25 protein-coding genes and 4 pseudogenes are annotated in these 25257 nt (G+C 52.2%); 9 read left to right on the top strand and 20 right to left on the bottom strand.

Annotated elements, in window-relative coordinates; all coding sequences use genetic code 11:
- Positions 1-132: 132 nt before the first annotated feature.
- The 11 genes from ACLJRH_RS13960 to ACLJRH_RS13910 all read right to left on the bottom strand — a co-directional run bounded on the left by ACLJRH_RS13960 (position 133) and on the right by ACLJRH_RS13910 (position 10025).
- Positions 133-981 carry an SdiA-regulated domain-containing protein gene (locus ACLJRH_RS13960; protein WP_023137196.1) on the bottom strand — a complete coding sequence of 283 codons (849 nt, stop codon included), beginning with the start codon at positions 979-981 and terminating at the stop codon, positions 133-135.
- A gap of 284 nt (positions 982-1265) precedes the next feature.
- Entirely contained in the window at positions 1266-1478 is a 213-nt protein-coding gene (locus ACLJRH_RS13955; protein ID WP_000063793.1) for a FaeA/PapI family transcriptional regulator, read from the bottom strand.
- 72 nt (positions 1479-1550) lie between these two features.
- The gene (locus ACLJRH_RS13950) at positions 1551-2135 is read right to left on the bottom strand and encodes a hypothetical protein (RefSeq protein WP_023892285.1); all 585 of its coding nucleotides are present in this window, start codon (positions 2133-2135) and stop codon (positions 1551-1553) included.
- Between the two features lie 421 nt (positions 2136-2556).
- Entirely contained in the window at positions 2557-3321 is a 765-nt protein-coding gene (locus tag ACLJRH_RS13945; protein ID WP_000827664.1) for a K88 minor fimbrial subunit faeI, read from the bottom strand.
- Between the two features lie 27 nt (positions 3322-3348).
- A complete protein-coding gene (locus ACLJRH_RS13940; RefSeq protein WP_023137197.1) occupies positions 3349-4146 on the bottom strand; it encodes a minor fimbrial subunit in 798 nt (265 codons plus the stop codon).
- Positions 4147-4378: 232 nt separating this feature from the next.
- Positions 4379-5149 (bottom strand): hypothetical protein, encoded by a 771-nt coding sequence (locus ACLJRH_RS13935; protein ID WP_001636553.1) that lies wholly within the window; start codon positions 5147-5149, stop codon positions 4379-4381.
- A gap of 222 nt (positions 5150-5371) precedes the next feature.
- Complete coding sequence (locus ACLJRH_RS13930) at positions 5372-5863, bottom strand: DUF5462 family protein (protein WP_017441225.1); 492 nt, start codon at positions 5861-5863, stop codon at positions 5372-5374.
- 35 nt (positions 5864-5898) lie between these two features.
- Positions 5899-6690 (bottom strand): fimbria/pilus periplasmic chaperone, encoded by a 792-nt coding sequence (locus ACLJRH_RS13925; RefSeq protein WP_001518563.1) that lies wholly within the window; start codon positions 6688-6690, stop codon positions 5899-5901.
- A 22-nt stretch (positions 6691-6712) separates the two neighbouring features.
- The gene (faeD, locus tag ACLJRH_RS13920; RefSeq protein WP_371063584.1) at positions 6713-9115 is read right to left on the bottom strand and encodes a F4 (K88) fimbrial usher FaeD; all 2403 of its coding nucleotides are present in this window, start codon (positions 9113-9115) and stop codon (positions 6713-6715) included.
- A 45-nt stretch (positions 9116-9160) separates the two neighbouring features.
- The gene (locus tag ACLJRH_RS13915) at positions 9161-9700 is read right to left on the bottom strand and encodes a fimbrial protein (RefSeq protein ID WP_000721295.1); all 540 of its coding nucleotides are present in this window, start codon (positions 9698-9700) and stop codon (positions 9161-9163) included.
- Positions 9701-9734: 34 nt separating this feature from the next.
- Positions 9735-10025, bottom strand: coding sequence for a PapB/FocB family fimbrial expression transcriptional regulator (locus tag ACLJRH_RS13910; RefSeq protein WP_000773469.1), 291 nt, complete (start codon positions 10023-10025; stop codon positions 9735-9737).
- 586 nt (positions 10026-10611) lie between these two features.
- On the opposite strand from ACLJRH_RS13910, the gene ACLJRH_RS13905 reads away from it, so the two are divergent.
- A complete protein-coding gene (locus ACLJRH_RS13905) occupies positions 10612-10839 on the top strand; it encodes a hypothetical protein (protein ID WP_001112992.1) in 228 nt (75 codons plus the stop codon).
- A 275-nt stretch (positions 10840-11114) separates the two neighbouring features.
- Here ACLJRH_RS13905 and ACLJRH_RS13900 read toward each other — a convergent pair.
- From ACLJRH_RS13900 to ACLJRH_RS13890, 3 genes and pseudogenes are all read right to left on the bottom strand, one after another.
- Positions 11115-11363 (bottom strand): annotated as a pseudogene (locus ACLJRH_RS13900) (IS481 family transposase); the annotation flags it as partial.
- Between the two features lie 214 nt (positions 11364-11577).
- The gene (locus tag ACLJRH_RS13895) at positions 11578-12069 is read right to left on the bottom strand and encodes a GNAT family N-acetyltransferase (protein WP_000622305.1); all 492 of its coding nucleotides are present in this window, start codon (positions 12067-12069) and stop codon (positions 11578-11580) included.
- Positions 12066-12359, bottom strand: a complete 294-nt coding sequence (locus tag ACLJRH_RS13890; RefSeq protein ID WP_001110453.1) for a DUF1778 domain-containing protein — start codon at positions 12357-12359, stop codon at positions 12066-12068. Before ACLJRH_RS13890 ends, ACLJRH_RS13895 begins: the two co-directional genes overlap by 4 nt.
- 317 nt (positions 12360-12676) lie before the next feature.
- Here ACLJRH_RS13890 and ACLJRH_RS13885 point away from each other — a divergent pair.
- From ACLJRH_RS13885 to rtsB, 3 genes and pseudogenes are all read left to right on the top strand, one after another.
- Positions 12677-12899 (top strand): annotated as a pseudogene (locus tag ACLJRH_RS13885) (hypothetical protein).
- A 263-nt stretch (positions 12900-13162) separates the two neighbouring features.
- Positions 13163-14038 carry an AraC family transcriptional regulator gene (locus ACLJRH_RS13880; protein WP_023137202.1) on the top strand — a complete coding sequence of 292 codons (876 nt, stop codon included), beginning with the start codon at positions 13163-13165 and terminating at the stop codon, positions 14036-14038.
- On the top strand, positions 14035-14322 hold the full coding sequence (gene rtsB, locus ACLJRH_RS13875; protein ID WP_001269916.1) for a transcriptional regulator RtsB: 288 nt from the start codon (positions 14035-14037) through the stop codon (positions 14320-14322). Before ACLJRH_RS13880 ends, rtsB begins: the two co-directional genes overlap by 4 nt.
- Here rtsB and ACLJRH_RS13870 read toward each other — a convergent pair.
- On the bottom strand, positions 14315-14497 hold the full coding sequence (locus ACLJRH_RS13870; protein WP_001527266.1) for an ATP-binding cassette domain-containing protein: 183 nt from the start codon (positions 14495-14497) through the stop codon (positions 14315-14317). The two genes, rtsB and ACLJRH_RS13870, sit on opposite strands and share 8 nt — an antisense overlap.
- Positions 14498-14516: 19 nt before the next feature.
- Here ACLJRH_RS13870 and ACLJRH_RS13865 point away from each other — a divergent pair.
- Positions 14517-14616 (top strand): annotated as a pseudogene (locus tag ACLJRH_RS13865) (hypothetical protein); the annotation flags it as partial.
- A 109-nt stretch (positions 14617-14725) separates the two neighbouring features.
- Positions 14726-14860 (top strand): annotated as a pseudogene (locus ACLJRH_RS13860) (hypothetical protein); the annotation flags it as partial.
- A 294-nt stretch (positions 14861-15154) separates the two neighbouring features.
- Here ACLJRH_RS13860 and ACLJRH_RS13855 read toward each other — a convergent pair.
- Positions 15155-16060 carry an SdiA-regulated domain-containing protein gene (locus ACLJRH_RS13855; protein ID WP_001268209.1) on the bottom strand — a complete coding sequence of 302 codons (906 nt, stop codon included), beginning with the start codon at positions 16058-16060 and terminating at the stop codon, positions 15155-15157.
- A gap of 303 nt (positions 16061-16363) precedes the next feature.
- Here ACLJRH_RS13855 and ACLJRH_RS13850 point away from each other — a divergent pair, with 303 nt between their 5' ends.
- Complete coding sequence (locus tag ACLJRH_RS13850; RefSeq protein WP_023137203.1) at positions 16364-17764, top strand: DUF1996 domain-containing protein; 1401 nt, start codon at positions 16364-16366, stop codon at positions 17762-17764.
- An 83-nt stretch (positions 17765-17847) separates the two neighbouring features.
- On the opposite strand, the gene ACLJRH_RS13845 is transcribed toward ACLJRH_RS13850, so the two are convergent.
- The 4 genes from ACLJRH_RS13845 to ACLJRH_RS13830 form a co-directional block, all read right to left on the bottom strand.
- Positions 17848-18441, bottom strand: coding sequence for a molecular chaperone (locus ACLJRH_RS13845; RefSeq protein ID WP_001542855.1), 594 nt, complete (start codon positions 18439-18441; stop codon positions 17848-17850).
- 75 nt (positions 18442-18516) lie between these two features.
- Positions 18517-19290: a dimethyl sulfoxide reductase anchor subunit family protein gene (locus tag ACLJRH_RS13840; protein WP_000544926.1), complete on the bottom strand. Its 774-nt coding sequence runs from the start codon at positions 19288-19290 to the stop codon at positions 18517-18519.
- Entirely contained in the window at positions 19283-19909 is a 627-nt protein-coding gene (locus ACLJRH_RS13835) for a DMSO/selenate family reductase complex B subunit (RefSeq protein ID WP_000816143.1), read from the bottom strand. Before ACLJRH_RS13835 ends, ACLJRH_RS13840 begins: the two co-directional genes overlap by 8 nt.
- A 13-nt stretch (positions 19910-19922) precedes the next feature.
- Entirely contained in the window at positions 19923-22352 is a 2430-nt protein-coding gene (locus ACLJRH_RS13830) for a DMSO/selenate family reductase complex A subunit (RefSeq protein WP_023137204.1), read from the bottom strand.
- Positions 22353-22726: 374 nt separating this feature from the next.
- Between ACLJRH_RS13830 and ACLJRH_RS13825 the strand changes: the two genes are divergently transcribed.
- Both ACLJRH_RS13825 and dcuR read left to right on the top strand, forming a co-directional pair.
- The gene (locus ACLJRH_RS13825; RefSeq protein WP_023137205.1) at positions 22727-24358 is read left to right on the top strand and encodes a sensor histidine kinase; all 1632 of its coding nucleotides are present in this window, start codon (positions 22727-22729) and stop codon (positions 24356-24358) included.
- Positions 24355-25074 carry a two-component system response regulator DcuR gene (dcuR, locus tag ACLJRH_RS13820; RefSeq protein WP_000611307.1) on the top strand — a complete coding sequence of 240 codons (720 nt, stop codon included), beginning with the start codon at positions 24355-24357 and terminating at the stop codon, positions 25072-25074. Before ACLJRH_RS13825 ends, dcuR begins: the two co-directional genes overlap by 4 nt.
- Positions 25075-25257: the final 183 nt, after the last annotated feature.

The following is a 25257-nucleotide window of genomic DNA, read 5'->3' as shown; positions in this document are numbered from 1 at the left end:
TCCCGCAAACTGGCCACAGCAAATGAAAGGAAGTGCAACTGCGTAGGGGCGACCGGGCGTGGAGAACGCCTTTGGTTTCCCCGATTCGCATGAATTCAACGCCTCTCCCCCGTTTGCAGTCCGTCCAGACCGTCATGACGTCGTTGTCCGGCTGAAGCGGTAAAACCGGTCTGGCTCACTGACTATCCACAGCGAATTCCGGCCATCAGAAGCTATCCCTTCCGCCTGCGGAATGTCCCGCTCCAGACCACTGTGTCCCCGGCGCAGCGGCATCACCCACCAGCCGCCCTCGGGGTCTGACACCAGTACCAGGGCTGATTCATGGGAAAGCACATACAGCCGCCTGTTTTTCCTGTCGTAATGCAGGCCGGAGATATCCTTCAGGAACCACGGCAGGGACAACCGGTGCGTCAGTGAATCACTGACCGACAGAGAGTCATGGCTGTGGTCCGTTTCTAAAAAACGAAGCGGTTTCTTTTCCTGCGCCACTATCAGGGCATTATCTCCCCGTCCACGGGCAAGGCCTTCAAAACCGGCATTGTCGCTTTTTCTGTCCACATCCAGGGTCAGGGTGTATGACGCCGGCGGCAGGACAGACGTATTCCTGTCAATGTGGTGGGTGGTGAGTATCCGCTCCCGTTCCCGGGACAGGACATAGCGGTTCCGGCCGAGATACTCAATGGCCTCAAAATCATGGTCGCCATCCGATGGTATCACCCGCAGCACGTTCCCGTCCGTGTCCAGCTCCACCACCGACGACGGATGGTCGGTCACGGCAAACAGCGTTCCGCTGTCCGGGTTCCACGTCAGGCCGGAGAGACCGCCCTGTATACCGGGAATGTCTTTTTCTGTCGCAAGCTGCCACTGCGTTTCCTCCGGGTACCAGGTTTCCGGAAAATACAGTGTGGCCGCACCGGCCACCATCAGAAGAGCGCCAGCCAGCAGTGCCGGTTTTTGTTTAAGTAAACGTCTCAGAGTCATGGTTCCGGATGTTCAGTTCATCGCATTACATGCAGTCAATGACAAACCAGAGTACTGACCGGCAGCAGTAAAATCATATTCCCGTAAGGCCTGTCATGCGGCCCCGGATTATATTCATTCAATATTCAGTAACAGAAATACCGATATAAAAAACACCAGTGATATCATGACGACAAAAGAAATACAGATGTAATAAATCATCTTCAGAAAGTTCATCAGTCAGTTACCGCAATATCTGTTCCGGCCACTTGTTCTCTCCATGCCCCTGCTTTACCGGATATCCGTCAGACCAGCCGCCATCGGCCGGACACGCCTTTACCTGCATTCATTTTCTCCACCACGCCGGCGTCCTCAAGCGTAACCAGATAAGCCCTGGCCTGGTATATTGTCAGCCCGGCCGCATCCGCAATACTCCGGGTTCTGACAGGTATATTTATCCTGCCGTTTGCCTGTGACTGCATAAAAGACAGAATTTTGTCGCAAGCGTCATTACTCATTTTGTTCTCCTGTGACTACGGGGAAGCAATGGTGTCCCGGAAGCTGAAATACCTGCCCCGGGTCTTCACATATCAGAACCGTTGTCCGGTTTCATCTGTAATCACCCCGGGTAACAGGCCGCTCGTGCACAGTACATGCAGGTTCTCCACCCCTGCATACTCCACCAGGCAGGCCCGGAGGTAATAATCCTTGCGTGATGCCGCCTTCAGCGAGGCATTCCTGGTTATGGCCGTACACAGGGATATCAAAGTCCGCTTTCGCAAGTCAGTCAGTTCACCTGAGCTTTCCGGCCCGGCTCTTCCCTTAAGCGCCTGACGCAGCATGTCACGCAGCCGGAGGAGGCTGTCCCGGCCACTGATAACCTGCGCAGTTCCTCTCAGGAGTCGCATTTCCTGCAGCCGCGAAGGTACCAGAACAACCATGGGAACCGGACTGGCCGCGTGCAGCATTCTGATGCCCTGCAGATGCCGTCCCCAGCCGGCCAGCGGCTCCGCACTCAGTGCCACCAGGGTCAGGTCATATGCCCCGGGAGGTGACATCTCCGGTCGCACCACGGCATATCCCATACCGGCAAGCAGATGTGACAGCCCCAGCAGTTCATATTCACAGTTCCCCGTCAGCAGTATGCGTTTCCGGCGGGACATGGCATTTTCCATTTATCCTGCCCCCGCTAACTTAACGCCGGGCTTATCAGCTCTGCCAGCATGGCTGACAGTCCCACAAGAACCAGCAGATAAACCGTGACCAGTACACGTACAGATATTTTCATTACGATCCCTGCTCAGAAATAGTTCACTACCGGCATCAGGTTTCTCTGCGAGTGGTTGACATAACACAGTACCTGCATCAACAACCGACAGATAACAGCCACCGGCTTCATGTAAGGCAGCAGTAAACTCAGACAGCGTCATTCTGGTCATGAATGTCGTGCCTTCCCCGAATACCAGCCTGACCCGGCCGTTATGTTCCTGCACCTGCCGGATATCCCGGACACTCACAAAGAAAAACACGCCGTCAGCCCGCTCCAGCCCCACAAAAACGGCGGGGCCCGGAACGGGTGACCGGGGGCCTGCAGCCTTACCGATATTCAATGCTCACCGCCAGGGAGGTATGCCAGCGGGACGGTACCGCCCCCTTAAAACGCAGCTCACCGCTGTCCGCCACCGTCTGTGCGCCGTATACCCCGTCAACCTGGCGCAGGGCGGCGTCACTGAACCGGCTCAGTCCGGACACGCTGCTGACCGTCATCTCCCGGAGCCAGACCGGGCCTTCACTGTCAAACAGGGTCTGCAGCACACCCGGCGTCTGCCCTGCCGGCATCACCTGCGTCTGTGGCGGCAAGCCGTTGCCCTGCAGGTCGCCATACAGCCCGGCATACTCCGCCCGGTCCCCCAGGACATGGCGCAGCACACCCGCCGCCTGCATCCGGAAGGTGAATGTCCCGGTACGGACATTTCCCTCCCCCGTCACCGGCAGTGTCACCGATGCCATACCCGGTGCCGTCCACGTCAGTGCAAAACCCTCTGTGTCCTTACCGTACGTCACCTGCGGCGCAAGCCCCTCCCGGCCGGCCGGGGTGGTCAGGATAGTTTTTCCCAGCAGGACCGTCATGGCCGGCAGGGGAACCGGTATTACCTGCTCCCCACTGCGCAGGACAGAGACAGCTTTCGTGTTTATCTGTGTGTTCCCTTCCCCGACCTTCCAGGCCCAGGGATTACGGGTGCTGGTCACCGGCCCGCCCAGCTTCAGCTCTCCGCTGAAATCTTCCCCCGGCGTGTTCCACGCCAGCACACAGGATGGCAGCAGGCTGGCAGCCAGCAGTAAAAGCGTCATTCGTTTCATTGTGTTCTTCCTCTCCCTGCCCGTTCTTTACTGGACCGTCACTGTCACACTCAGCCCGGTCTGCCACTGCGCCGGCGTGTTTTCTGCCGGCAGGCGCAGCTCAAAATCCGAGACGGCGGACGCATAGGCCGCCGCCAGCCGGGTCACCCGGCCGTCAGCCAGCACGCCCTGACTGATAACCTGACCGTTATCTGCCGTGCTCATTCCGTTACCGAAGCCCCGGTTCAGCATCAGCAGGGAAGGCAGACGGCTTTTGAGCCACTGCGGCAGGGTGCCGGCCTGCACACCGCTCACGCTCTGACCGTTTACGAGCGACATGCCTGCCGGCAGAACCGCCCCGTCTTCCTGGTGTCCGGCGCTGACGGCCATTCCCTGGTCAAGGGTGAAAGAAAGCTGCCCCGCCACGTGACCGTTCTCCGGGTTACGTACCGGGACAGAGGCGCGGAAGTGCTGCGCCGTCGTGCTACCGCCAGCCGTCACGGAAAACGGCTGCCCGTTACTGCTGAAGGAGATAAAAGGGGTGAAGCCGGGACCACCGCGCTCTGCCACCTCATACAGATGGCCTTCCAGAAACGGCAGGGAGCCCTTGCCGCGTAAATCAAAAACCAGTTGTTCGTTCGCTGTACGGGCATCAGCGGTATCCACCGCCCATGTCTGGTCAGGGGAGCCCACCTGCCAGGTCCATTTCGGAGCCTCGTCAGTGACCAGACCGTGAAACTGTATTTCCCCGCCGTCAAGAATTCCGGCCCGGGGTGCTGCGGAATAAAACAGGGCCATCGCGGCCAGGGCGGAAATAATAGATTTATAATGATGCGTTATTTTCATCGTTATTCACTCTGTTTTATCCGTTGGTCATAATTAATAAAAAACGAGCATTCAGATAAGCTGAAAAGAATAAACCCGGCACCGGCGTTCGCGGACATTTCCTGACTGACAGAGAAGCAGGAAATAAATATACCGGAATACCGGGTTTATTACCGGTGAGCGGCCGTAAAGCAGAACACCGTTTTTAATAATCAGGCAAATTACTTTCTGTTATGCCTGACAACCTGATGTATTATTGATAGGTAACCGTAGCAGGCAAACCAATTTTCCATTTAAATGAAGCATCGGCACTAACGGGAGCATTCATGGTCATTTTAACTATACTATTTTTAGCAATTACAGAACCATAATAGGAAGAGAATTTCCAGTCAGATTCACTAAATGTCTCTGACCAAGGATTTCCCATTGAGGCACCTTCGGGGATGACAAAGTTATTTGCAATATCAGGCCACCCCTCAAAAATGACACTGCGAACATCCGCAATACTACTAGGTGCTGTTGGAAGACCACCGAAGTACCCCTGCCCCTCATTTGCAGCCATCAACCTCTGATAAGGACGGCTACCATCAAGCTTGGCTGCGGCCACGATTCCCTGAGCAGTTAAAGGGAAAACAGCCTTACCTATTACCTGTCCCGCTTCGTTCCGTACTGCTGCTGAAGCTGTTACAGAACTATTATTCCAGTCATCACCGATCCAGCCATACTTAATAGTTGGAACAATGCCAGCCCGACCTGTAAACTGCGCAGTAGAGCGAATGGCCAGGATAGGGAGGGTTTTTGGAACAGTAATCTCAAGTTTTGTGTCATTTTTCTGAACTTGACCGTTAAGGTTTGTGACAGCAGCACCGACTGCAGTTTCCCACGGAGTCGCTTTCGTCACTGGTGTCAGTGACCCGCCAATCTCAACCTGACCACCGCCGCCGTTTGCTGTCCACGCAGCCATAGCCGAGCCGGATACCACTGCAGATGCAGCCACTGCCAGTGCAATCAGTGTTTTTTTCATGAATTTATTCCTTTCAGTTTTATAAAACAATTAAAGAACTATTTTGTTATTAAATAGTAATTCCGTCTGTTACCCGGTCTTACCGCAAAGCCATCCCCTGCCACCTTATTCAGGTGGCATCACTGAGATATTTATCCCTGTAATACAGAATGGCTTTACGTTATTGCCGTAAATAACTGTGCGTCATTCACTCAGGTAATGCGTGGTGTCCTGCCGTTCTTTTTAACCGGCGCTTACTCCCTCCACTTCCACCGGCACCTGCACATTCCCCCGGTAGTTCGCCGGTACCTCCAGCTCCGCCGGCGCGTCACTTCTCAGCTCCACCTGCCGGATTGCCGCCGGCACCGTGATAACCACATCCTCTCCCCGCTGGCTGGCCGAGAGGGCCGCCCGCTGCCCGTCCACCATCAGGGTGGTCTTCAGCGTGAGCCGTGCGTCCCGGCCGTCTCCCAGGGGCCGTTTCACCGTGATATATGCCATGTTTCCGGATGCCGGGCGACTTTCGGCATTACGGATGACCAGCGTCTCCGGCAGCGGACCGTTGCTCTCCGTCCGGTACAGCACCGGGTCCGCCGGGGTGCGCGTCACCTTCACCACGCTGTTGCCCACCACCTGACCGTTCACCACGCCCAGGTACTGCGTCTTCTCGCTGTAATCCGCCGCCAGGACCGGCAGGGCGCTGAAGAGGGCCACCGCCATCAGTGCTTTTTTCATCATGGTTTCTCTTTATTCCGCAGGACCGGAAAGGGTTATTTTTTACCTGCTTTATCAGACGAATTAACCGCCGTATCAGATGTCTTCTGCCTGGAAGAAGTCGCCGTTTTTTTCTGGTTGATGGTCCAGGTCTGCAGCTCGCCGTAATCGTTCAGGGAATCCACCTTCACCACATTCCCCTTCACCTGCACCTCATCCCCCGGCATAAACATCAACAGTTTCTGGGCGGTGTCGTTGTCTACCGCAACCTTTTTACCGTTCGCATCCAGCAGGCTGCCGATGGCGTAGATATACGGCGTGGTGTTGACCAGCATCGTCCGCCCGTCCGGACGGACCTGCAGGCTGATGCCTTCCTCGGCGCCTTTACGGTCCTTCAGCAGCGCCTCCGGGCGGTAGAACAGCTTCAGCTTCGTGCGCAGGGCAATGGCAATCCCGCTTCCCTTCAGCGCCGGCGGAATATCCTGCAGGTTCAGCCAGTACACTGACTCTTTATCCTTCGGCAGGTGGTCAGAGGCCATGATGATACGCAGCGTCTGCTGCCCCTGCGGTTTCACCTTAAAAAAGGACGGTGTCACCACAAACGTCGGGCGGGTGTCTTTCTCCACAATATTGTCCACCCACGCCTGGCCGCCGAAAGTACGCTCCTTGTCATTGTTGGTCACCGTGATGGTCAGCGCGTCCTTGTCGCCGCGAAAAATATAGCGGGTCTGGTCCGCCGCCAGGGAAGCCAGCGCACTCTGGCTCGCCATCATCAGGGCCAGGGTCATTCCCAGCGCCTTCGTCACTCTGTTACGGAAAAAAGAACGCATTTTCTGGGTCTGTTTCATCGTCATCATTGTCCGGTTATGCTTATTCGCACGTAATTTCCTGTAGTTTCGCCGTCTCCTGCAGTTTCGCCGCAGGTATCCGGCACTGTCCCAGCGTGATATCGCCGGGGCGGTCCACCGCGTTAATCATCAGCACGCCGTTGTTCGCCACAAAGCCCAGCGGCGTGTTATTGCTGTCCCGTGCCCACGTGCCGCCCGGCACAAAGGCCCCGTCCGGCATCCTCACCTGCAGCAGGTAACGGTGCACCTTCAGCGCATCAAACGGCATCCACACCACCGCGCTGTCCGTCGGCACCACCTTCCGGCTGGTCGTGGACAGCTCCGTGTCCAGCGGCAGCGTGCCCGCATCTATGGTCACCGTATTCCAGTCATAGCTGTTCAGCGGCACTACCAGGTTTCCGTCACTGTCCGACGTTTCATTGCCGGACATCACCTTCACCCCCGGCGTGTCCTTCACGCTCACCACCGCCACCGTGTCCCCGGTGGTCCGGCTGAACATGATGTCCCGCGCCGCCGGCACCGCCAGTACCGAACCGCTGGCTGACACCGAACCACTGGTGCCCGAACCGGACGAGTGGTTCACCGTGCCGTTCAGGTTCGCCCGGTCGCCGCTGTAGGCGGCGTTCAGGTAACTGCTGATACCGCCGTCACTGTCACGGCCGCCGCCCAGACCGTAGCTGAACCGGTCGTTCAGGGCCCCGGAGATACCGGTACTGACGCCGGTGCCGCCATCTTTACCGGTGCTCACCGTGGTGCTGCTGCTGTACTTCCGCTCAAACAGGGTGAACGGCACAGACACCGACGCGGAGGCCGACCAGGTGTTCTCCCCGTTCATGTTCCGGGACCCGGACCAGCCCAGATTCAGGCTGACGCTTTTTATCTGTGTGCTCAGGGTACCGGTAATTCCTGTCTCCTTACCGTTGTCATCAGCGTACCGGTAACTGCCGGTCGTGGAGGCCGGGTAATAGCTCCGCTGCCATCCCGACGCCGACAGGCTGAACAGCCCTCCCACCGGCTGGCTGATGCCCGCATTCCACTCATCCCGGGTCCGGCGCCCCTGGTTCTGCTGCAGCCATGTTTCAGCCGGGTTAAAGGAGGACATGTCCTCATATTCCTCACTCTGATGTGACCAGCTCACCCGCAGTCCGGTGTTCGTCAGCGCCAGCTGTTTGCTCCAGGCCAGTTTCACCTTATTCCCGCTGCGGCTGCCGTCCCGGTACTTCGCCGTGGCATAAGCGCCGTCAGCGGAGAGCGCCCCCAGATACCCCAGCCCCAGAACCGCACCGGCACTGGCGCCCTGCCAGTCCTGGTTGAACACGCCCCCCGTGCGCAGCGTCAGCCCGTCCAGACCATACCCGTATGACGCGGCAAACACCCCGCCCTCCAGGTCGCTGTCGTCGTCCGGTATCCCGGCCGCCACGCTGAACTCGTGCTGCCCCGGACTCAGCTGCCCGGCCATTACCGACAGCGGGAAGACCTGCGTCTGCACCCGCCCGTCATCCCCGGTGACGGTCATCGTCACGTCCCCGCTGCTGTACAGCGGCACATCCGTGACGGAGAACGGCCCGGACGGCATCATCCCCGAGTACAGCATCCTGCCGTTCTGGGTCAGGGTCACCCTTGAGGGACCGTTCGCAATGCCGCTGAACACCGGGGTATACCCCAGGTTGCCCGGCTTCATGCTGTTGTTCCGCGACAGGGACACCCCGTACGTGCCGGTACTGCCCAGCAGGCTGTCACCGGTCGAGGTCTTCCCGACCGCCAGGTCCGCACTCAGGGAGCGGATGGCCCGGGTGGCCGTGAACATGTTTATCGTGGCCTCGTTGCTCCCGCCATCCCCGGTGCTGGCCGTGGCTGACGAGCTCACCACCCAGCGACCGATGTTGGCCTTCAGGTCTGCTGAGCCGAACGCCGACGTGTTGTACCGCCCGCTGTTGGCGTTCGCGTTGTAGTTCATCCGGAACGCCTCCGTGCCGTAGTCCCACTCCACGTTCTCCGGCATTTTCACCAGTCCTTTCTGCGGAATGGCCAGCGACAGGCTCTGGGTGGCGACATCAAAGTCCACCTTCACCGCCGGCGCTTTCGCCAGCACCCAGCACTGCCGCGTGGCGTCATATCCCTTACGGAAGTACTCCGCGCTGACATAAATCCCGGCCTTTGCCAGCCACGCTTCTGTCAGACACAGCGCTTCGCTGTCCTGTGGTGTTACGTCCAGGATCCGCTTCCCGATATCCTTCCCGTTCAGGGACAGGTCCACCAGGTAGCGCCCCGGCGCATAATCTCCGTTCAGCGCCGCCCAGACCTCAGGGTTAATCCCCGCCCCGCCCTGAATAAAGGACATGTCCAGTTTCTCTCCGGCACTTGCGGTACCGCTGCCCAGGGCAACCGCTATCGCAAATGCCAGCACGGCATGGCGAAAAGACATCTGGCAGGCTGGCTGTCTTACGTTATTCCCGTTCATCAGCATTCCTTACTGGTAGGTGACCACAAAGGTCAGGGCGCCGTTGTACTCACCCGCCTTCACGTCCGCCGGAAACACCGGCTGCGCACGAAACCGGAACTGCCCCTTCGCGGCAAAATCCACCGGGTACTTCACCTCATGATTTGCCTGCGTGATGCGCCCCCGGAAGTCCGCCTGCGTATCCGCGGCCCGCACATCGATACGGATACCGTCGCCGGCGCCACGGGTGACCACACCCTGTCCGTCCAGCTGGCCCGGGTTGCCGAAATTCAGGGTGGCGATCTGCCCGGCCAGAAAGGCCGAACAGCCCTGAACGGTGGCGCCGGTCTCATACAGACGCACGGTGAAATCACGCGGCGGCACGGGTGCAGCGGACGACTTACGGTATGTCCCGAACGTCAGACGGCTGCTGCCGGTACCGTCAGCATCCACCACCACATGACAGGCAGAGGCCACCACATCAGCACTGAACAGGGTTTTCTGAACGGAAGCGTGAGAAAGCCCGCCCCCTGCCAGCAGCAGAAGGAAAAGTATCTTTATTTTTTTCATCGCAAATCCGGAGCAGACGGTTCAGTCTGCTTTATCATTCATGATGGCTGTAATAACCCGCCAGTTTATGCACATTCCTGCTGATAAAATTCAGCCGGTTAACACTGGTGCTGAGATACCCGCCACTCATACCGTGGCGTTCGCACACAACCTTTCTGGAATACCCGGAAACGAAATAATCTTTCAGGGCCAGAATAATCTTTTCACTGTGTATCGGGGATATATCAACAAGTAGCCAGAACTGCTCTTCGGACACTGCCCCCGGTTCGAGTTCCCCGGCCCTCACTATCCTGACGCCGGAAAATGATTTTTTATTCAGTTTCAACGGAACTTCCTTCCTTAACTTTTCCTTAACCTTCCCGGCAAGGAAAACATGTAAAGGGAAGATAACTAATCTTTTCGCTTATTATATTTAAGAGATTAATGCTGAAAAGGCCATTTTTAACGATCTTTTAATCCATAGCAAAGCCAATATGTAACACTAAAAACCAAAAAACAAACAAATAATAGATTAATACACCATAAAATAGCATTAAGCCAATACAAAAGATCGCCAAATAACCAGTCCACCATGCATTCCACTCCATTAAAAAATAAAGAATTAATTAACCAGAATCAAAAACAGAAAATAATAACGAAAAAGACAGAACTTCATGTAATAAAACTGAATATCACGATATAAAATACATTTAAATCAAATGGATACACAGCAACCTCGCAGCACTTAAAAAAGACGTTGATTTATAGTTAAGCCGGAATCGACCGCAAACAAAGAGGTTTCCCAGCCCCGAACAAGTACCGCAGGATATTATTCACCACGCAAGTATCTTCCTGTTTTTCAACAAAACGCAAAACAGTAACCGAGAATTAAAGGGCCCGGTGAACAGGGTATATAAAATACAGAACCATTAATGCCGGATAAAAACAACGTTCAGAAAACAGGCTGGGAGAGTATTAAATTATGTTCAGATATTAAAAAAAGGGAAATAAATAAAAAAAACGGACATGGTTGCCGTAATAAAATAACATCCGTTCCATTCTTAAACATGGATCAGGTGGAAGAAGGGAAGGTGTTTACACACAGAGAAAACGTTCAGTCAGCAGATAAACAACCCGCAATGCCTGACTGCTGGAGCTAAAAGAGTCTCTCCGGGTTAATACATAATTAAACAACAGACAGTGTAATTTTCGACAGGAAAGGAATGATCAGGGGAGATATAACACGGCTCCGATAACGGTCAGGTGCAGGACACAAAGTTGCGCAAACCAGCGGCCACCGGGCAGCAGACCTGACAGCATCATCACGCCCCCGGACGGGATATTGAGCAGCAGGACAGACATCGTCAGTCTGGCGGCAGCCATCATCTTCGGACATCCGATCGTCAAAAAGAACAGAACACACAGTCTGGCCCGAGAATGTCTGCTGGTAAATACGCCCAACGCCTTTCAGGTTGCCAACATAGAATATGTCCTGTGAACCCAGATAACCGGGATGCGCCGTTTCGATTTCTCCACACGCCTCGTCGTCACTGGCTCTACGCTCCAGCGCTTTCAGGCGCTTTTTGAAGTTCTCAAGGTTATGGCGAAACCAAACAGAACGGACACCGCTTCCGGAGATAAAGACTCTCTGTTTACGTAACTCATTACTGGTTCTGTGCTGACCTCGCTGCTGCATAATAACAAGCGATAACTCTTATAAGTAACGTAGGACCAGGGTGTGTTTCGTAACTATTTTTTGTACAACTTGACGCTGCATATCGACGAAAACCCACTTAATTTGATGGAAAATGTTCAAAACTGAATTCATTTTTTATTTCAGGGGCAATGTTCATCCGTAACTTGAAGTATCTGTGAGGTTAATGGATACGTTCTGGAGTTTAAACACTCTCCACCAAATCCCCCAACGTCACCATCAACATCATCGGATCCATCGGCGACGGTACAAACCCCACCCGCTGGTAAAATTCCCGCGCTTCATCCGACAGGGCGTGAACCAGCATCCCGCGAATGCCGATAGTCTCCGCCACTTGAATAACCCGCAGCCCTGCGTCGCGTACCAGCGCCCGACCAACGCCCTGCCCATGAAGCGATTTATCCACCGCCAGACGCCCCAATACCACAATCGGAATCGGGTCAGGCATATTGCGACGAAAGCGACCGGGGGAGGTATTCGTCGTGACCGCGCTGGACGCCAGCGAGTAATAGGCCAGTACGCTCGAATCGCTGCCACAACACACAAAGGTACGGGACGCACCAGTGGTCTGATTTTTCATCGCCCGCTGTTTCAGCCAGTTATCCATAGAATCCACACCGCAGCAAAACGGAGTAAGAATATGTCCGGCATGAAGCGGCTCAGGGGCGGAGATCATTTTTCCTGCTCCCACGGCGCAGGGGTCTGCATGGTTTTACGCAGTGCGGCATTAGGTGAAGGTGTTTGATCCAAACGAGCCAGAAATTCCTGATAAGCCTGTGGATCGGCCATAATGATGCGTTGTTCGATCAGCGCTTCCTCTGCGGCAGCGCGGGCGGCTTCCAGCACAAAGTCTGTGCGGTTTTTCCCTCTGGCTTTCGCCGCTCGATCGATAAGATCGCGCTCGGCGGGTTTGATACGCAGGTTCAGGGTTTCGCGTTTCATCGCCATACTGTTTGCGGCTGGCATAGTGTTGTCCTCTTGTACTTCTGTGGATATTAAGTATACAACACGCGTAACGCAGATGTCATTACGATAAATTTAGAAGGAATGGAACCGGAGTATCGAACCGAAAGGTTTTCTACTCATTTAGAGATTCAGGACCAGGCTGTGCGCTGGCATTCGCTGTGAGTGATTCCTCCTCGGGGCCGACGCAGCAAAAGATTCAATACTGCCGCGCCAAAACACGCAACATTATACAATCCAGAAAGCATAAACCTAACGGATACGCACAGTAAGAACTTCAATAACGTGTTACACCGTTTTTCATAAAGCCAACCATACGATTGAATGCGTCCCCTCCCCCTCAAACTTCCGGATATCGCTACGCCATCTACCCGCCGCAGTATATATTTACCGCGTTGTATGCCTTTCCTAACCGAGAACGTTAATATTTACCTCCAGGATAAACCTTATCACAAATTAAAATCAGATCTTATACCTCATGCTAACTACCTCCATGAAATTAAAGAGCTATTCTCTAAAAGATTAAAGGAAATTATTACTTAATTCAAATTTTAAAGAGATAATTTGATAATAACATGAGCCAATTCTTGTAAATTTCCATCTTTTTTTTATACGCGACATAGTTTTTTAACGATACTATAATATGTAGAAATGCAATATAAAATAGCATTTTCCATAGAAAATGAAAAGATCGCCACCTGATACCTTAAGTTCGCAAATAATTATATAGCTATATATTAGTTTTTTTGAAATATTTTTCAGAATAATTTTTGATTTACACGCACATTTAATAAAAGGAAATTATCATGCTAAAAGTATTTAATCCCTCACCTGTCCAGGTGGGGAGCATTGAATGTTTACAATCAGCGCAAAACTGGCAGAGGAAATCCTTATCACTTCAGGGATTAAATTTACTGCAGTCCGTGCTCATCAAGCTCACCACGGGTAAAATTTCAATTACGACATCGTCCGGGGAGTATATTACGGCATCAGGGCCAATGTTAATATTTTTAGCTAAAGATCAAACCATTCATATCACAATGGAAGAGACTCATGAACAGTTAAATTATAATTTAATTGAATTAGATTCAGCGTCAATAAAAAATGCTTATAATTTTTTTCTGTATGAACATGCAGACTTTTCGGCCCCATTAACAAAACCGACGACAAAACATCTGTTAGCGCCAATAGAAACAGGCGTAGCAAGAGTATTCAACCTCTTACACTCTTCAAATAAAAGCCAAAAACTATCCCAAGATAAAAAGGAATATTTAATAAGATTTCTACTTTCAGAGTTCATCTATGAACCCGAAGCATTTGCTCTCTTCAGAGAACTATCGCAAAATACATTAGCCGAAAAAATTTATAATGTTATTATAAGCGACATAAGTCGAAAATGGGCGCTCAAGGATATTTCTGACTCACTCTATATGAGTTGTTCCACATTAAAGAGGAAATTGAAACAAGAGAACACCTCATTCAGCGAAGTTTACCTTAATGCGCGAATGAATAAAGCGACAAAACTTCTACGCAATAGTGAATATAATATTACCCGAGTGGCTTATATGTGTGGTTATGATAGTGCTTCTTATTTTACATGCGTTTTTAAAAAACACTTCAAAACTACACCATCGGAATTTTTAGCGTTTTTATCTTCCTCTCGTCATCAATATGTTAATTGAGATATCTGACAATGCAGTATAAGAACAAAGCAAAACATATTAATATAAGAGATGGGATTCTGTTGCTCGCTAAAAAATTCGACCTAACATTGAGCGAGAAAAAAGTCATTTATTACGTGGCAGCAGGATTATCTGTTAAAAGTTGCTCAAATTTATTAGACCGAAATATAAAAACGATTTCAACACAAAAGAGATCAGCCTATAAAAAAATGGATATTACTACTGATGTTGAATTAATCCATTTGATGCTGAATGAGTTTTACATATCAGTCGATATTACGTAATTTTTTCTAAAATGTTGCCAAAGTGGTAGGCAAGGCAATTCTGGATATCATCTTCAGAGATCGGTGTGATATCTACGTTGTTTAATTTAACTGTTCCCGTATAGCAATGACTGGAATTTGATAGTGCTTTGATTAAAGAAGATTTACCTGAACCTGATGTACCGATAATACCCATAAAATCTCCGGGAACAGCAGTGAATGAAAGCTGTTCAATCAGTGTTCGTTCCGCAAACGCTATGGGGTAATTCTTCGCTGTCTATCGGCTGGCTGACGATCGACTCTACTCCGCCAGTGTTGATAACGATACCGGTAACTGGCATGTTTCTGTTCCGCAATCCGCTATTCTGTCGGGGGGGAGAATCAGTACATCATTACGGCCACCGATCCCGCCGGGAATAGCGCCACCGCCAATGGAACATTTACAGGCACATCGCCGACGTAAAACCCGGTTAACAAGAGTTCCGGCGTAGATGAAATGATTTCGCTTAGCGAGGCGACATGGCATTCGGTAAGTGTTGATGAAGAATATTATGCCTGATAACTAAACATCACCATGCGAGGTCTCTTCGAAGGCCTCCTGAAAAAAACAGCATAATATTTATTGTCTGTTAATTATTACAGAGAGAGTTAATTTATAAAAAAAAGCGGCAGACTACGCTGCCGCAAATATGAGGAGGACAATTACCGTTACGCTACACCACAAAGTAATCCGTTACTGAGGTAAGTAAAACATAAATATCCCCAACAATGAATCAACGAATCAAACAATCGTCAAATCATGGTATTAATAACCTTGTTCTGTTTTAGCATACTGTGACAGTAAAAATAGATTTTAGTCATTCTGTATATCACACGAAAATTTATAAAACAGATTTGGTTCACTCACAATATACAAATTATTTTCATTATCCATGGCAATCCCTTCTGGTTGGGGGATATCGTCTCTGAGCCCTGACCACTCCGCCGTCAGGAACAATCGATCGCGCACCCGCCACTCGGAACTGACCTCCAGAATCATTTTTGACTCGTCCGACAACACCAGCAGCGAATCCGTTGGGGCATGGTATTCAAGTCCGGAGACATCGCTCACACTTGCAGTGATGGCAGAAGGCAACGCTCTGGTGATACCATTTTTGCTCATCTCTACTTCTTTGATCATAATGGGTTTTCTTTCTTTTGCGACATATAATCTCTCATTTTTCGCATCCCATGCCGTACCTTCCAGCCCTTTATTTTTTGCTTTGTCATAGCCCTCAAGCTTCACCATGGAGATTATCTGCATGGTGCCGCGCTGAATATCCACCTGTGTTTTATAGACCGCGCCATCTTTCTCACTGCCTATCTGGAACTGGTTGCCCCCACTCCATGCAATAGACTCCGGGTCGTGGATGCCCTGGAGCGGCATCCGCCCTACCAGCTGCCCTTCTGTCGTTAACCAGACCAGTTCAGGGGGATTATTAATAACGGCGAAAAGCATCCTGTCTTCGGCAGAGTAGGTCAAACCTGAAAGGTTACTCTTAACTCCTGCGACTGGTTTTTGCTGAATAACCGCTTTATAGCTACTCAGTGCTAGCGCCGAGGGTTTATCACCATATTTGAGGATCAGTTGATAAACATAGCGTATATCGTCCCTGACCATAAATAAAATCACGCCCAAGAGTACAACCACAATAACGCGTTTTAGTAATCTCATAAAAAATCCATAGCAGATCGCGCCACGACTGATGTCGTAACGCATTTCTTAAAAATAAAGCCGATGTCCGATAGAATCGTTATTCGGTTATGGCGAGCGCCATTAGCATAGGCAAAATGAAATAGTGAGGGTTATCACAAAAAGCCCGATTTTAATCACTAACGTACCCTTTTTGTAAATTGACATAATCAAGAGGAGGGTAGTTTCGGCTAATTATTTAAATAGTACGTCTGCAAATTCGCCCCTGTATGCAGGGCGAATGACAAAAAGTGATAATTAATGAGATGTAACACCGCAATCTGATCTGCTATTGCTGCTCCCACTTCTATTCAACCGGGCAGCAAAAAAATGAAACTCAACCTTATTACCGTCAGCCTGGCTACGCTCGTTGCCGCTGGCGCATTCCCGGCCCATGCCGGTTCTCAGGCGCATGTCGTGTGCGGCTATCACCACACGCTGGGCGATGACGCGATTATGATGTTTGGTAAAGCGAATCAGGCGATGTGGCATGACTTTTTTGGCAACACCCACACCGACGCGGTCTCTACCTACCAGACGTTGCGCGCGCAACCAGATACCACCTGTGATAATAAAGCCGACAGCTCCGCTTACTGGGCGCCGTCCATGAAATTACCCGATGGTGAAATCGTAAATCCGGCCTACCAAAAGACCTATTATCAATCTACAAATGTTGCGCAATATCCGCTCCATCCATTCCCGGCCGGGCTGGAGTTACTGGCAGGCGATCATCACGGTACTGGCCCCAGTTCCGCAATCACCTTTTTATGTGCCAACGGCAAAGGTTACACCAACAAGGTAGGCGAAATATGCGGCCTGCGTAAAGCGGGCGATGCCGTCCAGTTTAATATAGGGATCGCTTTCCCCAACTGTTGGGATGGCGTCAACCTGAAACCAACCCATAGCCACAATAACGCTATCTATGCCGACCACGGGAAATGTTCCGCAGACTATCCGGTCAAAATCCCGACGGTGAATATGAACATCGCCTGGGTACTCCCGCAGATCTCCTCGCTGGATACGTCCAAAGTGGAATTGTCGATGGACCCGGTAATGCATGGCGAAACCCGGGCAGATCGCTGGGGAAGTCTTTATACCGCCCATGCCGATTTTATGAATGGCTGGACGGAAGATGGCGCGCAGTTTATGACGGATCTGTGTATGAATCAGGGACTGGATTGCGGCACTACGGTTCCTTACGCCTACAGTAAAGCGGAAGAAAATACCTGGGTAAGCAGCGAAGACGACAAACCTCATGCCAGCGTCGATACCTTGTACGTACAGGATGACTGGACAAATGGCGGACGCACGCAGCACCCGGAAACGCTCACGCTGGTGAAATTTAAGATCCCGCCCCTGCCTGCCAATATGGACGCTTCGCTATTCAAATACCGTATTCGCCTTTTTGGCGGCAAAACGGAAACGAACGGCGCCGATCAAATTTTCTTTTACCCGACCAGCAGTGACTGGCACGTCAGTACCGTGTCCTGGAACAATAAACCGGCGATCAACTACCGTTCCGATGCCGTGTTATATCTAAACCATTCACATGAGTATCGCATGGTTGATGTCGATAAAGCGGTGCGCAAAGCGCTGGCGGAAGGGAAAACGGAAATATCCTGGTATATCGGCGGCGACCGTCAGGGAAATCACTACGATTTCACGCCAGCGGACTCAAAACAGAGCCTGGTGCTGATGCTGACCGGTTTCAAAAAGACGCCGGAGCTGTAATAGTAAACTGTGCCCGCTGACGCAACAGCGGGCACGATGGCGGCACAAGCATTATGGCACGCCATCAAAACCTGACCAATACCTCAGAAAAACAACCGTTTATTCTCAGGCTGTAGTCCCTGTTGCTGCTGAACATCCTGCAGATAACAGGTCGCTACGATGGCAAGCCGGGCATAGAAGGCGCTAACGGTATTGCGTTGCAGCAATTCCAGATAGCGGAATCCCCAGGGCAGCAGATGCGCCTCCAGTAACCGGTTGGCCGCCACGTTGTCGCCTCGAGCCAGCAGATCGCTACAGGCTAATAGCATCAGGCCAAACTGATCTTCCGGCTCGCGTTCACGGTCAGTGAATACCATGCCCTGCGCCTGTAAAAAAGCTCGATAATCGGCGGTGGTTTCCCCCATCAGCAAATTATCTTTTTCCAGATAGACCGATCCCCAGGGCGGGACGGGCATCTTTCCCTGGCCTTCAAACAACACGGAAAATTGCCATGTAAGCGCATCATCATCCGGTAGCGACCATGACGCACACAGTGATTCAATATGTCCGCGATCGCGCCAGGGGTAAAGCTCAGGCAACGTTGGCAAACAGTCGAACAACGCTTTCACCTCCGGCCTCTCAGGGGAGAAGTAAAACAGTGCGCCGAGGATACGCGGCAAAACAGCACGGGAAGGCATAGCAATAGCTCCTGAAATATTTCGCCTGATGACGCTACGCTTATCAGGCTTACATGGCATAAACCGGGCAAAAAACTACATTGGCAGCGTCCACAGATTGTAAAACGCAATCCTACCCGCCAACTCCGCCGCGATAACCACCACTGCCGTCATGGCCAGCACCGCAGCGCTCGATTTCAGGCGCGCGCAGGCCACCACCCCGACCACGCCCGCCGCCAGCAATATCGCCTGGGCGGTAAACCAGCTATGCTGCGCGGCGGTCAGAGCGCTATCGGCGCTCATCAGCGTCGCCATATAGCCCGGGCGCAGACAAAAGCTCACCAAAATCGCCAACACGCTAACCAGTAGCCCCAGACGGCGCACGCCAAACAATGCCGCCAACGCGCCGCCGCCAATCAACGGCGTCAATATCATCATTGCCGTGGTGTAAGATGAACGCCAGGTCGCCACCGTCGGCAGTTGGTAAATCTGCGGAACGGCGTATAAGAAGACCACCCCGACTATCGCCGCCAACCATACCAACGCGTTACACAGCGGCGTCGCCCGGTTCAGCAACAAACCGAGCGCCCCCAGACCGCCGAGCGCCGCAAAAGCCGCCGACAAGACAATCTCGTTACTCATCGGCGAATGTCCGACGCGCAGCAGCATATTCAACGCGCGCAGCGGTTGCCCGACGTGGAAGGTGCCGACAATGACGCCCAGCCCAAACAGGCACATCACCGAGAACAGACCAATAGCCTTGCGCCGCGGCGCGACCAGCCCCATTGCGCCGCCAATCAGCAGCAGAATAAACGCGCCGACCGCGCTCTGGGTAAAGACCGTAAAAAAGACCAGCGGTAACTCATGCATGGCGCACCTCCCGAATGTTCATGATTGCGCCTTCCGTATCGCCCGTGGGTCTCGCTTTCGGATGCGGTTTAATAATGAGGTTAGGATGGGTGAACGACGCCGAAGGCAGCGGCGCAATTTGATTCTCCGTGCCATATTTTGCCCGTAATTCATCGACAGGGCCAAAATCCAGCGCTCGCTGCGGGCAAGAATCCACACAAATAGGGCGCAGATTGTTCTCCAGTCGGTCAAGACAACCGTCGCATTTACGCATCACGTTCGCCTGCGTATCAAACTGCGGCGCGCCGTAGGGGCAGCGCATTTCACAATAGCGACAGCCGACGCATACGCTGTCATCCACCACTACCAGACCATCCTCTTTGCGTTTATGCATCGCCCCGGTCGGACAGCCGGAGACACATACCGGCTCATCGCAATGGTTACAAGCAATAGAGAGGTAGTAGGTAAAGGTGTCGTGATGCCAGCTTTCCCCCTCTTTCACCCAGCTTCCGCCGCCATATTCATAGACGCGGCGCAGTTTCGGACCAACATCCAGATCTTTATTATCCTTGCAGCTTACCTGGCAGGTTTTACAGCCTGAACAGCGCGAGGAGTCAACATAAAAGCCATACTGTTTCATCGTACATCACTCCTTAAGCGCGTTTAATTTCAACCAGATTGGTATGCTGCGGATTGCCTTTCGCCAGCGGCGAAGGGTGGTGGCTGGTCAGCGTATTGATACAGCCGCCGACATCAACGCCGTTGCCGTCAAGCCGCGTCCACGCGCCCTGCGGCATCGCCGCCACGCCGGGTAAAATGCGCTGGGTCACTTTACAGGGAAGCTCCACCACGCCGCGGTCATTGAATACATGCACCCGATCGCCGGACTTCAATTGGCGGGCGCTGGCGTCAATCGGGTTAATCCAGACTTCATCCGGCACCGCCTCATGCAGCATCAGCACATTGCTGTAGGTCGAGTGGGTATGCCCTTTGGTATGGAAGCCGCTTAACTGCAACGGATACTTCGCCGTCAGCGCTTTGTTAAGGTGCGACTCTTTCGCCGGACAAAATTCCGGCAATGCGGGAATTCGCTCGCCTTCTGGCAAAGTCCATGCTTGCGCCAGATCCGCCAGCGCCTGGGAGTAAATTTCAATTTTGCCCGACGGCGTGGAGAGTGGATTAGCCTCGGCGTCGGCGCGGAAATCGGCAAACGCAAGGCTCTGCTGCTCGGTCGCGATACGCTGGTCAATCACGCCCATCTCTTTCGCCACGCTCCACTCCGGCAGGTATGGACGTTTCTCACGGATCTGCTGATAGTGCATCTCCGCCCACTGCGCCTGAGTTCGGCCCTCGGTATATTGCTCGCGCAGTCCAAGATGCCCGGCGATATCCGCGCAGATGTCATACGTGCTGCGCACTTCCCACATCGGTTTAACGGTTTTCTGAATCGCAATCATATAGTTATGCGATCCCGCCGCATAGGAGCTGTCCACCAGGTCTTCCGCCTCAAGATAGCTGGTCTCCGGCAACAGCAGATCCGCATACATCGCGCTGGGCGTCATATGGTTTTCAATCACGATAATGGTTTCACACAGCGATTCATCCGCGAGAATTTGACGGGTGCGGTTCGTTTCGCCGTGTTGATTCAGCAAGGTATTACCGGCCTGGTTGAAAAACAGCTTAATCCCGGTTTTTAGCCTGTCCGCGCCTTTCACGCCCATTGTCGTCGCGGTCATTTTCTCCGGATGCTGAATGGCGTCCGTCCATAGATAGCAAGGAATAGAGGTTTTGATCGGATTCTTACCGACAGGCAACAATGGCACGCCATACGGCGTACCGTAAGGCCAGTTGCCATTGTTGGTGCCGGGCCGCCCGAAGTGGCCGGTTAACGCTGGCAGCGTCTGAATAGCACGCACGGTTTGTTCGCCGTTGGCATGACGCTGCGGCCCCCAGCCCTGGCAAATATAGCAGGCGCGCGCCGAGGCGATTTCGCGCGCCAGTTGGCGAATACGCGTTGCCGGAATACCGGTGATATCCGCCGCCCATTCCGGGGTTTTCGCGATACCGTCATCGCCCGTGCCAAGAACATAATCTTTATAGCTGGCGTTAGGCGCAGCCGTGTCCGGCAAGGTGCTACGGTCATAGCCGACGCAATAGCGGTTTACCAGCGCCTCGTCGAGAAGCTGTTCGGTAATCAGCGTATGCGCGATGCCGGCGACTAACGCAGCGTCCGTGGTTGGGCGAATCGGTAGCCATTCGGCGTGTTCGGTAATCACCGAATCGGTATAGCGCGGATCGATAATAATGACTCGGGCTTTCGAGGTCTCCAGCGCCCGGCGCAGCTCTTCAACCTGACCGCCGCCGGACATCCGCGTTTCTGAGAGATTCAGACCAAATAGCACCACCAGATCGGAATGCGCGATCTGCGTAAAATGGCTACCGACATAATCGCCGTGGGTATAGGGCGTGGCGGTGGCGATTTGCGCCGTGGAATAGGTGTTGTGATAATTTAAATAACCGCCGGTGAGATTTAATAATCTTATCCAGGCGGGCCTGCCCTGCGTATGATAATATGCCCCGGATTGATAATTATAATAAATAGCTTCCCGGCCATATTGTTCGCTAACGCGCGTTAATTCCGCTGCAATAAAGGCCGTGGCCTCATCCCATGAAATACGTTTAAATTTTCCTTCACCGCGTTTTCCCACTCTTTTCATCGGATACTTAATGCGATCCGGGCTATAGACGCGCCAGCGACTGGAACGCCCACGCAGGCAGGGACGAATCTGATGCTCGCCGAATACCGCGTCATCTTTCGCGTCTTCCGGCTCAATGCGCACGATGCGATCATTTTTCACGATAACCTTAAGCGGGCATCGGCTGCCACAGTTGACCAGACAGGCGCTGTGCCTGACGGTTTCGTCGTTGGCATCCTTCGGTATCGGGGTATCCTGCGCCTGGGCAGTGGTAGCAAAAGGCAGCGTAATCGCCTGGCTTAGCGTCACCGCCGCCCCTACTTTTGCAGTAGCGACAATAGCATCACGTCGGGTTATGGTTGTGTTCAGCCATTTTTTTATTTCCATGTTTTATTTCTCACATTGCTTCCATAATTATTAATAATATGTAATGAAAACTAATCATAATAGATTAAACATTAGCGCTGATTGATTGTGATCAAACGCATTCTGAACGTCAGTAAAAATAAAATGTGATACCGCATACGTTATTATAAAAATTAATGAAAATTTATTTTATGCAATTCTGATGAAAATAAATTACCCATCACGGTATCCGGCGATATTAATTAACGACATGACGTTTGCCAGTCGACATGAGCAGGTAGCGCCCCCTACAAGGTAAGACGGGCTTTTCAACACTGGAGCAACATCGCCTATGCCTTTGAATTAGACGCCTCATCAGGGATAATAACCTTACGATTCGTCCGCTCAGGTCCACTATGAAACACTCCCTGCCATGCCGGGCGTTACGCAAACGCCCCATGAAACTCGGCACTACCGTCATTCTGATGGTCAGCGCCGTTTTGTTTTCGGTGCTCGTTGTGGTCCATCTGATCTATTTTTCGCAAATCAGCAGCATGACGCGCGACGCGCTGGCAGATAAAGCGCTGGCGGTGGCGCGCTCGCTGGCGGACTCTCCGGCAATTCGCGAGGGGCTGAAAAAACCGCCTGCGGAAAGCGGCATTCAGACGCTCGCCGAAGCGGTGAGCCAGCATAATGGCTTTTTGTTTATTGTGGTGACCAACATGCAGGGCATCCGTTATTCACACCCAGAAACGCAGCGAATCGGTCAACCGTTCAAAGGCGATGATATTCTGCTCGCGCTGCAGGGAAAGGAAAACGTTGCCATTAATCGCGGCTTTCTTGCCAAAGCGCTGCGCGTTTTCACACCGGTTTATGATGAACATCACCGGCAGATCGGCGTTGTAGCGATTGGCCTGGAACTCAGTCACGTTACGCAGCAGATCAACAATAGCCGCGGCAGTATTATCTGGTCCATTCTGTTCGGCGCTCTGGTGGGGTTATTAGGCACGTATGCGCTGGTCAAGGTGCTAAAACGTATCCTGTTTGGCCTCGAACCCTATGAGATCTCAACCCTGTTTGAACAACGCCAGGCGATGCTGCAGTCAATCAAAGAGGGCGTTATCGCCGTGGATGATAGCGGCGAAGTCACGTTGATTAACCATGCGGCGCAGGCGCTGCTCGATTATCGAAAAACGCAGGATGACGCCAGATTATCCACCCTGAGTCATGCCTGGTCGCAGGTGGTGGACATTAGCGAAGTGTTGCGTGACGGTACGCCGCGCCGCGATGAAGAAATCATCGTCAAAGGCCGCCTGCTGCTGGTGAATACCGTTCCGGTGCGCAGCAACGGCGAAATTATCGGCGCGATATCCACCTTCAGGGATAAAACAGAAGTTCGCCAACTGATGCAGCGGTTGGACGGGATGGTGAACTACGCGGATGCGCTCCGTGAACGATCCCACGAATTCATGAACAAATTACATGTGATTCTGGGATTATTGCACCTGAAGAGTTATAAGCAGCTTGAAGCGTATATTATCAAGACGGCCAATAACTATCAGGAAGAGATCGGTTTGCTGCTGGGTAAAATAAAGTCGCCGATTATCGCTGGCTTTTTGCTCAGTAAAATTACTCGCGCCTCTGATTTCGGGCACAGCCTGGTGATAAGCAGCGACAGCCAGTTACCGGATAATAACAATGAAGATCAGGTTACGGTGCTGATTACGGCGCTGGGTAATTTGATTGAAAACGCGCTGGAAGCATTGAGCCAGGAATCCGGCGGCGAAATCAGCGTCTCGTTACACTACCGCCATGGCTGGCTGCATTGCGAAGTGAGCGATGACGGTCCGGGTATCGAACCTGAGCGCATCGAGGCGATTTTTGAAAAAGGCGTCTCGTCGAAAGGCGCCGAACGCGGCGTCGGTTTAGCGCTGGTTAAACAGCAGGTTGAAGCGCTTGGCGGCGTAATTTCCGTGGAGTCCGAGCCTGGGATCTTCACACAATTTTTTGTACAGTTACCCTGGGATGGAAAAAGGACCAGCCTATGATCAATGTATTAATTGTCGATGACGATGCGATGGTCGCGGAGTTAAATCGCCGCTATGTCGCGCAAATCTCCGGTTTTCATTGTTGTGGAACCGCTTCGACGCTGGAAAAAGCGAAAGAGTTTATCTTCAACAGTGAAAATCACATTGACCTAATCCTGCTGGATATCTACATGCAGCAGGAAAACGGTTTGGATCTGCTGCCTGTCCTGCACAGCGCAGGCTGCAAAAGCGACGTTATTGTCATTTCTTCTGCCGCTGACGCCGCCACCATTAAAGATTCGCTTCACTACGGCGTGGTGGATTATCTGATCAAGCCTTTTCAGGCCACGCGCTTTGAAGAAGCGCTGACCGGCTGGCTACGTAAGAAAACGGCGATGGAAAAACGCCAGTATTACGAACAGTCTGAGCTTGACCTGCTCATTCACGGTAATTCATCCAGCGAGCAGGAGCCTCGCCGGCTGCCAAAAGGGCTGACGCAGCAAACGCTACGCACCTTATGCCAGTGGATTGATGCGCATCAGGAGCAGGAATTTTCTACCGACGAGTTGGCCAACGAAGTGAATATCTCGCGCGTCTCCTGCCGTAAATATCTTATCTGGCTGGTGAATTGCCATATCTTGTTTACCAGTATTCATTACGGCGTGACCGGCAGGCCGGTTTACCGCTACCGCGTTCAGCCGGAACATTACTCTTTACTGAAACAATATTGTCAGTAAGGATACCGCATAAATCCGACGCGAAGCGTTATATCCTGGTAACATTTATTATAACAATGCCAATAAAAACGCTATCACATTAATAACAAACCTGGGAAATTGTGTCAGATCAAATATACTCAACCCAGGCCTGTTAACGTTATTTTCTATAATTACAGCGCTATGCGCTGTTTTTAATTTCAA

This window comes from Salmonella sp. SAL04162, assembly GCF_046551535.1.
Taxonomy (GTDB): Bacteria; Pseudomonadota; Gammaproteobacteria; order Enterobacterales; family Enterobacteriaceae; genus Salmonella; species Salmonella enterica.
Note: the sequence above shows the minus strand (reverse complement) of the source record. Positions and strands in the feature narration are given on the sequence as shown.

Coding starts and splice junctions, on each gene's coding strand:
- ACLJRH_RS13960 (WP_023137196.1), bottom strand. CDS start 981: ATGACTCTGAGACGTTTACTTAAACAAAAACCGGCACTGCTGGCTGGC.
- ACLJRH_RS13955 (WP_000063793.1), bottom strand. CDS start 1,478: ATGAGTAATGACGCTTGCGACAAAATTCTGTCTTTTATGCAGTCACAG.
- ACLJRH_RS13950 (WP_023892285.1), bottom strand. CDS start 2,135: ATGGAAAATGCCATGTCCCGCCGGAAACGCATACTGCTGACGGGGAAC.
- ACLJRH_RS13945 (WP_000827664.1), bottom strand. CDS start 3,321: ATGAAACGAATGACGCTTTTACTGCTGGCTGCCAGCCTGCTGCCATCC.
- ACLJRH_RS13940 (WP_023137197.1), bottom strand. CDS start 4,146: ATGAAAATAACGCATCATTATAAATCTATTATTTCCGCCCTGGCCGCG.
- ACLJRH_RS13935 (WP_001636553.1), bottom strand. CDS start 5,149: ATGAAAAAAACACTGATTGCACTGGCAGTGGCTGCATCTGCAGTGGTA.
- ACLJRH_RS13930 (WP_017441225.1), bottom strand. CDS start 5,863: ATGAAAAAAGCACTGATGGCGGTGGCCCTCTTCAGCGCCCTGCCGGTC.
- ACLJRH_RS13925 (WP_001518563.1), bottom strand. CDS start 6,690: ATGAAACAGACCCAGAAAATGCGTTCTTTTTTCCGTAACAGAGTGACG.
- faeD (WP_371063584.1), bottom strand. CDS start 9,115: ATGTCTTTTCGCCATGCCGTGCTGGCATTTGCGATAGCGGTTGCCCTG.
- ACLJRH_RS13915 (WP_000721295.1), bottom strand. CDS start 9,700: ATGAAAAAAATAAAGATACTTTTCCTTCTGCTGCTGGCAGGGGGCGGG.
- ACLJRH_RS13905 (WP_001112992.1), top strand. CDS start 10,612: ATGCCGGATAAAAACAACGTTCAGAAAACAGGCTGGGAGAGTATTAAA.
- ACLJRH_RS13895 (WP_000622305.1), bottom strand. CDS start 12,069: ATGATCTCCGCCCCTGAGCCGCTTCATGCCGGACATATTCTTACTCCG.
- ACLJRH_RS13890 (WP_001110453.1), bottom strand. CDS start 12,359: ATGCCAGCCGCAAACAGTATGGCGATGAAACGCGAAACCCTGAACCTG.
- ACLJRH_RS13880 (WP_023137202.1), top strand. CDS start 13,163: ATGCTAAAAGTATTTAATCCCTCACCTGTCCAGGTGGGGAGCATTGAA.
- ACLJRH_RS13870 (WP_001527266.1), bottom strand. CDS start 14,497: ATGGGTATTATCGGTACATCAGGTTCAGGTAAATCTTCTTTAATCAAA.
- ACLJRH_RS13855 (WP_001268209.1), bottom strand. CDS start 16,060: ATGCGTTACGACATCAGTCGTGGCGCGATCTGCTATGGATTTTTTATG.
- ACLJRH_RS13850 (WP_023137203.1), top strand. CDS start 16,364: ATGAAACTCAACCTTATTACCGTCAGCCTGGCTACGCTCGTTGCCGCT.
- ACLJRH_RS13845 (WP_001542855.1), bottom strand. CDS start 18,441: ATGCCTTCCCGTGCTGTTTTGCCGCGTATCCTCGGCGCACTGTTTTAC.
- ACLJRH_RS13840 (WP_000544926.1), bottom strand. CDS start 19,290: ATGCATGAGTTACCGCTGGTCTTTTTTACGGTCTTTACCCAGAGCGCG.
- ACLJRH_RS13835 (WP_000816143.1), bottom strand. CDS start 19,909: ATGAAACAGTATGGCTTTTATGTTGACTCCTCGCGCTGTTCAGGCTGT.
- ACLJRH_RS13830 (WP_023137204.1), bottom strand. CDS start 22,352: ATGGAAATAAAAAAATGGCTGAACACAACCATAACCCGACGTGATGCT.
- ACLJRH_RS13825 (WP_023137205.1), top strand. CDS start 22,727: ATGAAACACTCCCTGCCATGCCGGGCGTTACGCAAACGCCCCATGAAA.
- dcuR (WP_000611307.1), top strand. CDS start 24,355: ATGATCAATGTATTAATTGTCGATGACGATGCGATGGTCGCGGAGTTA.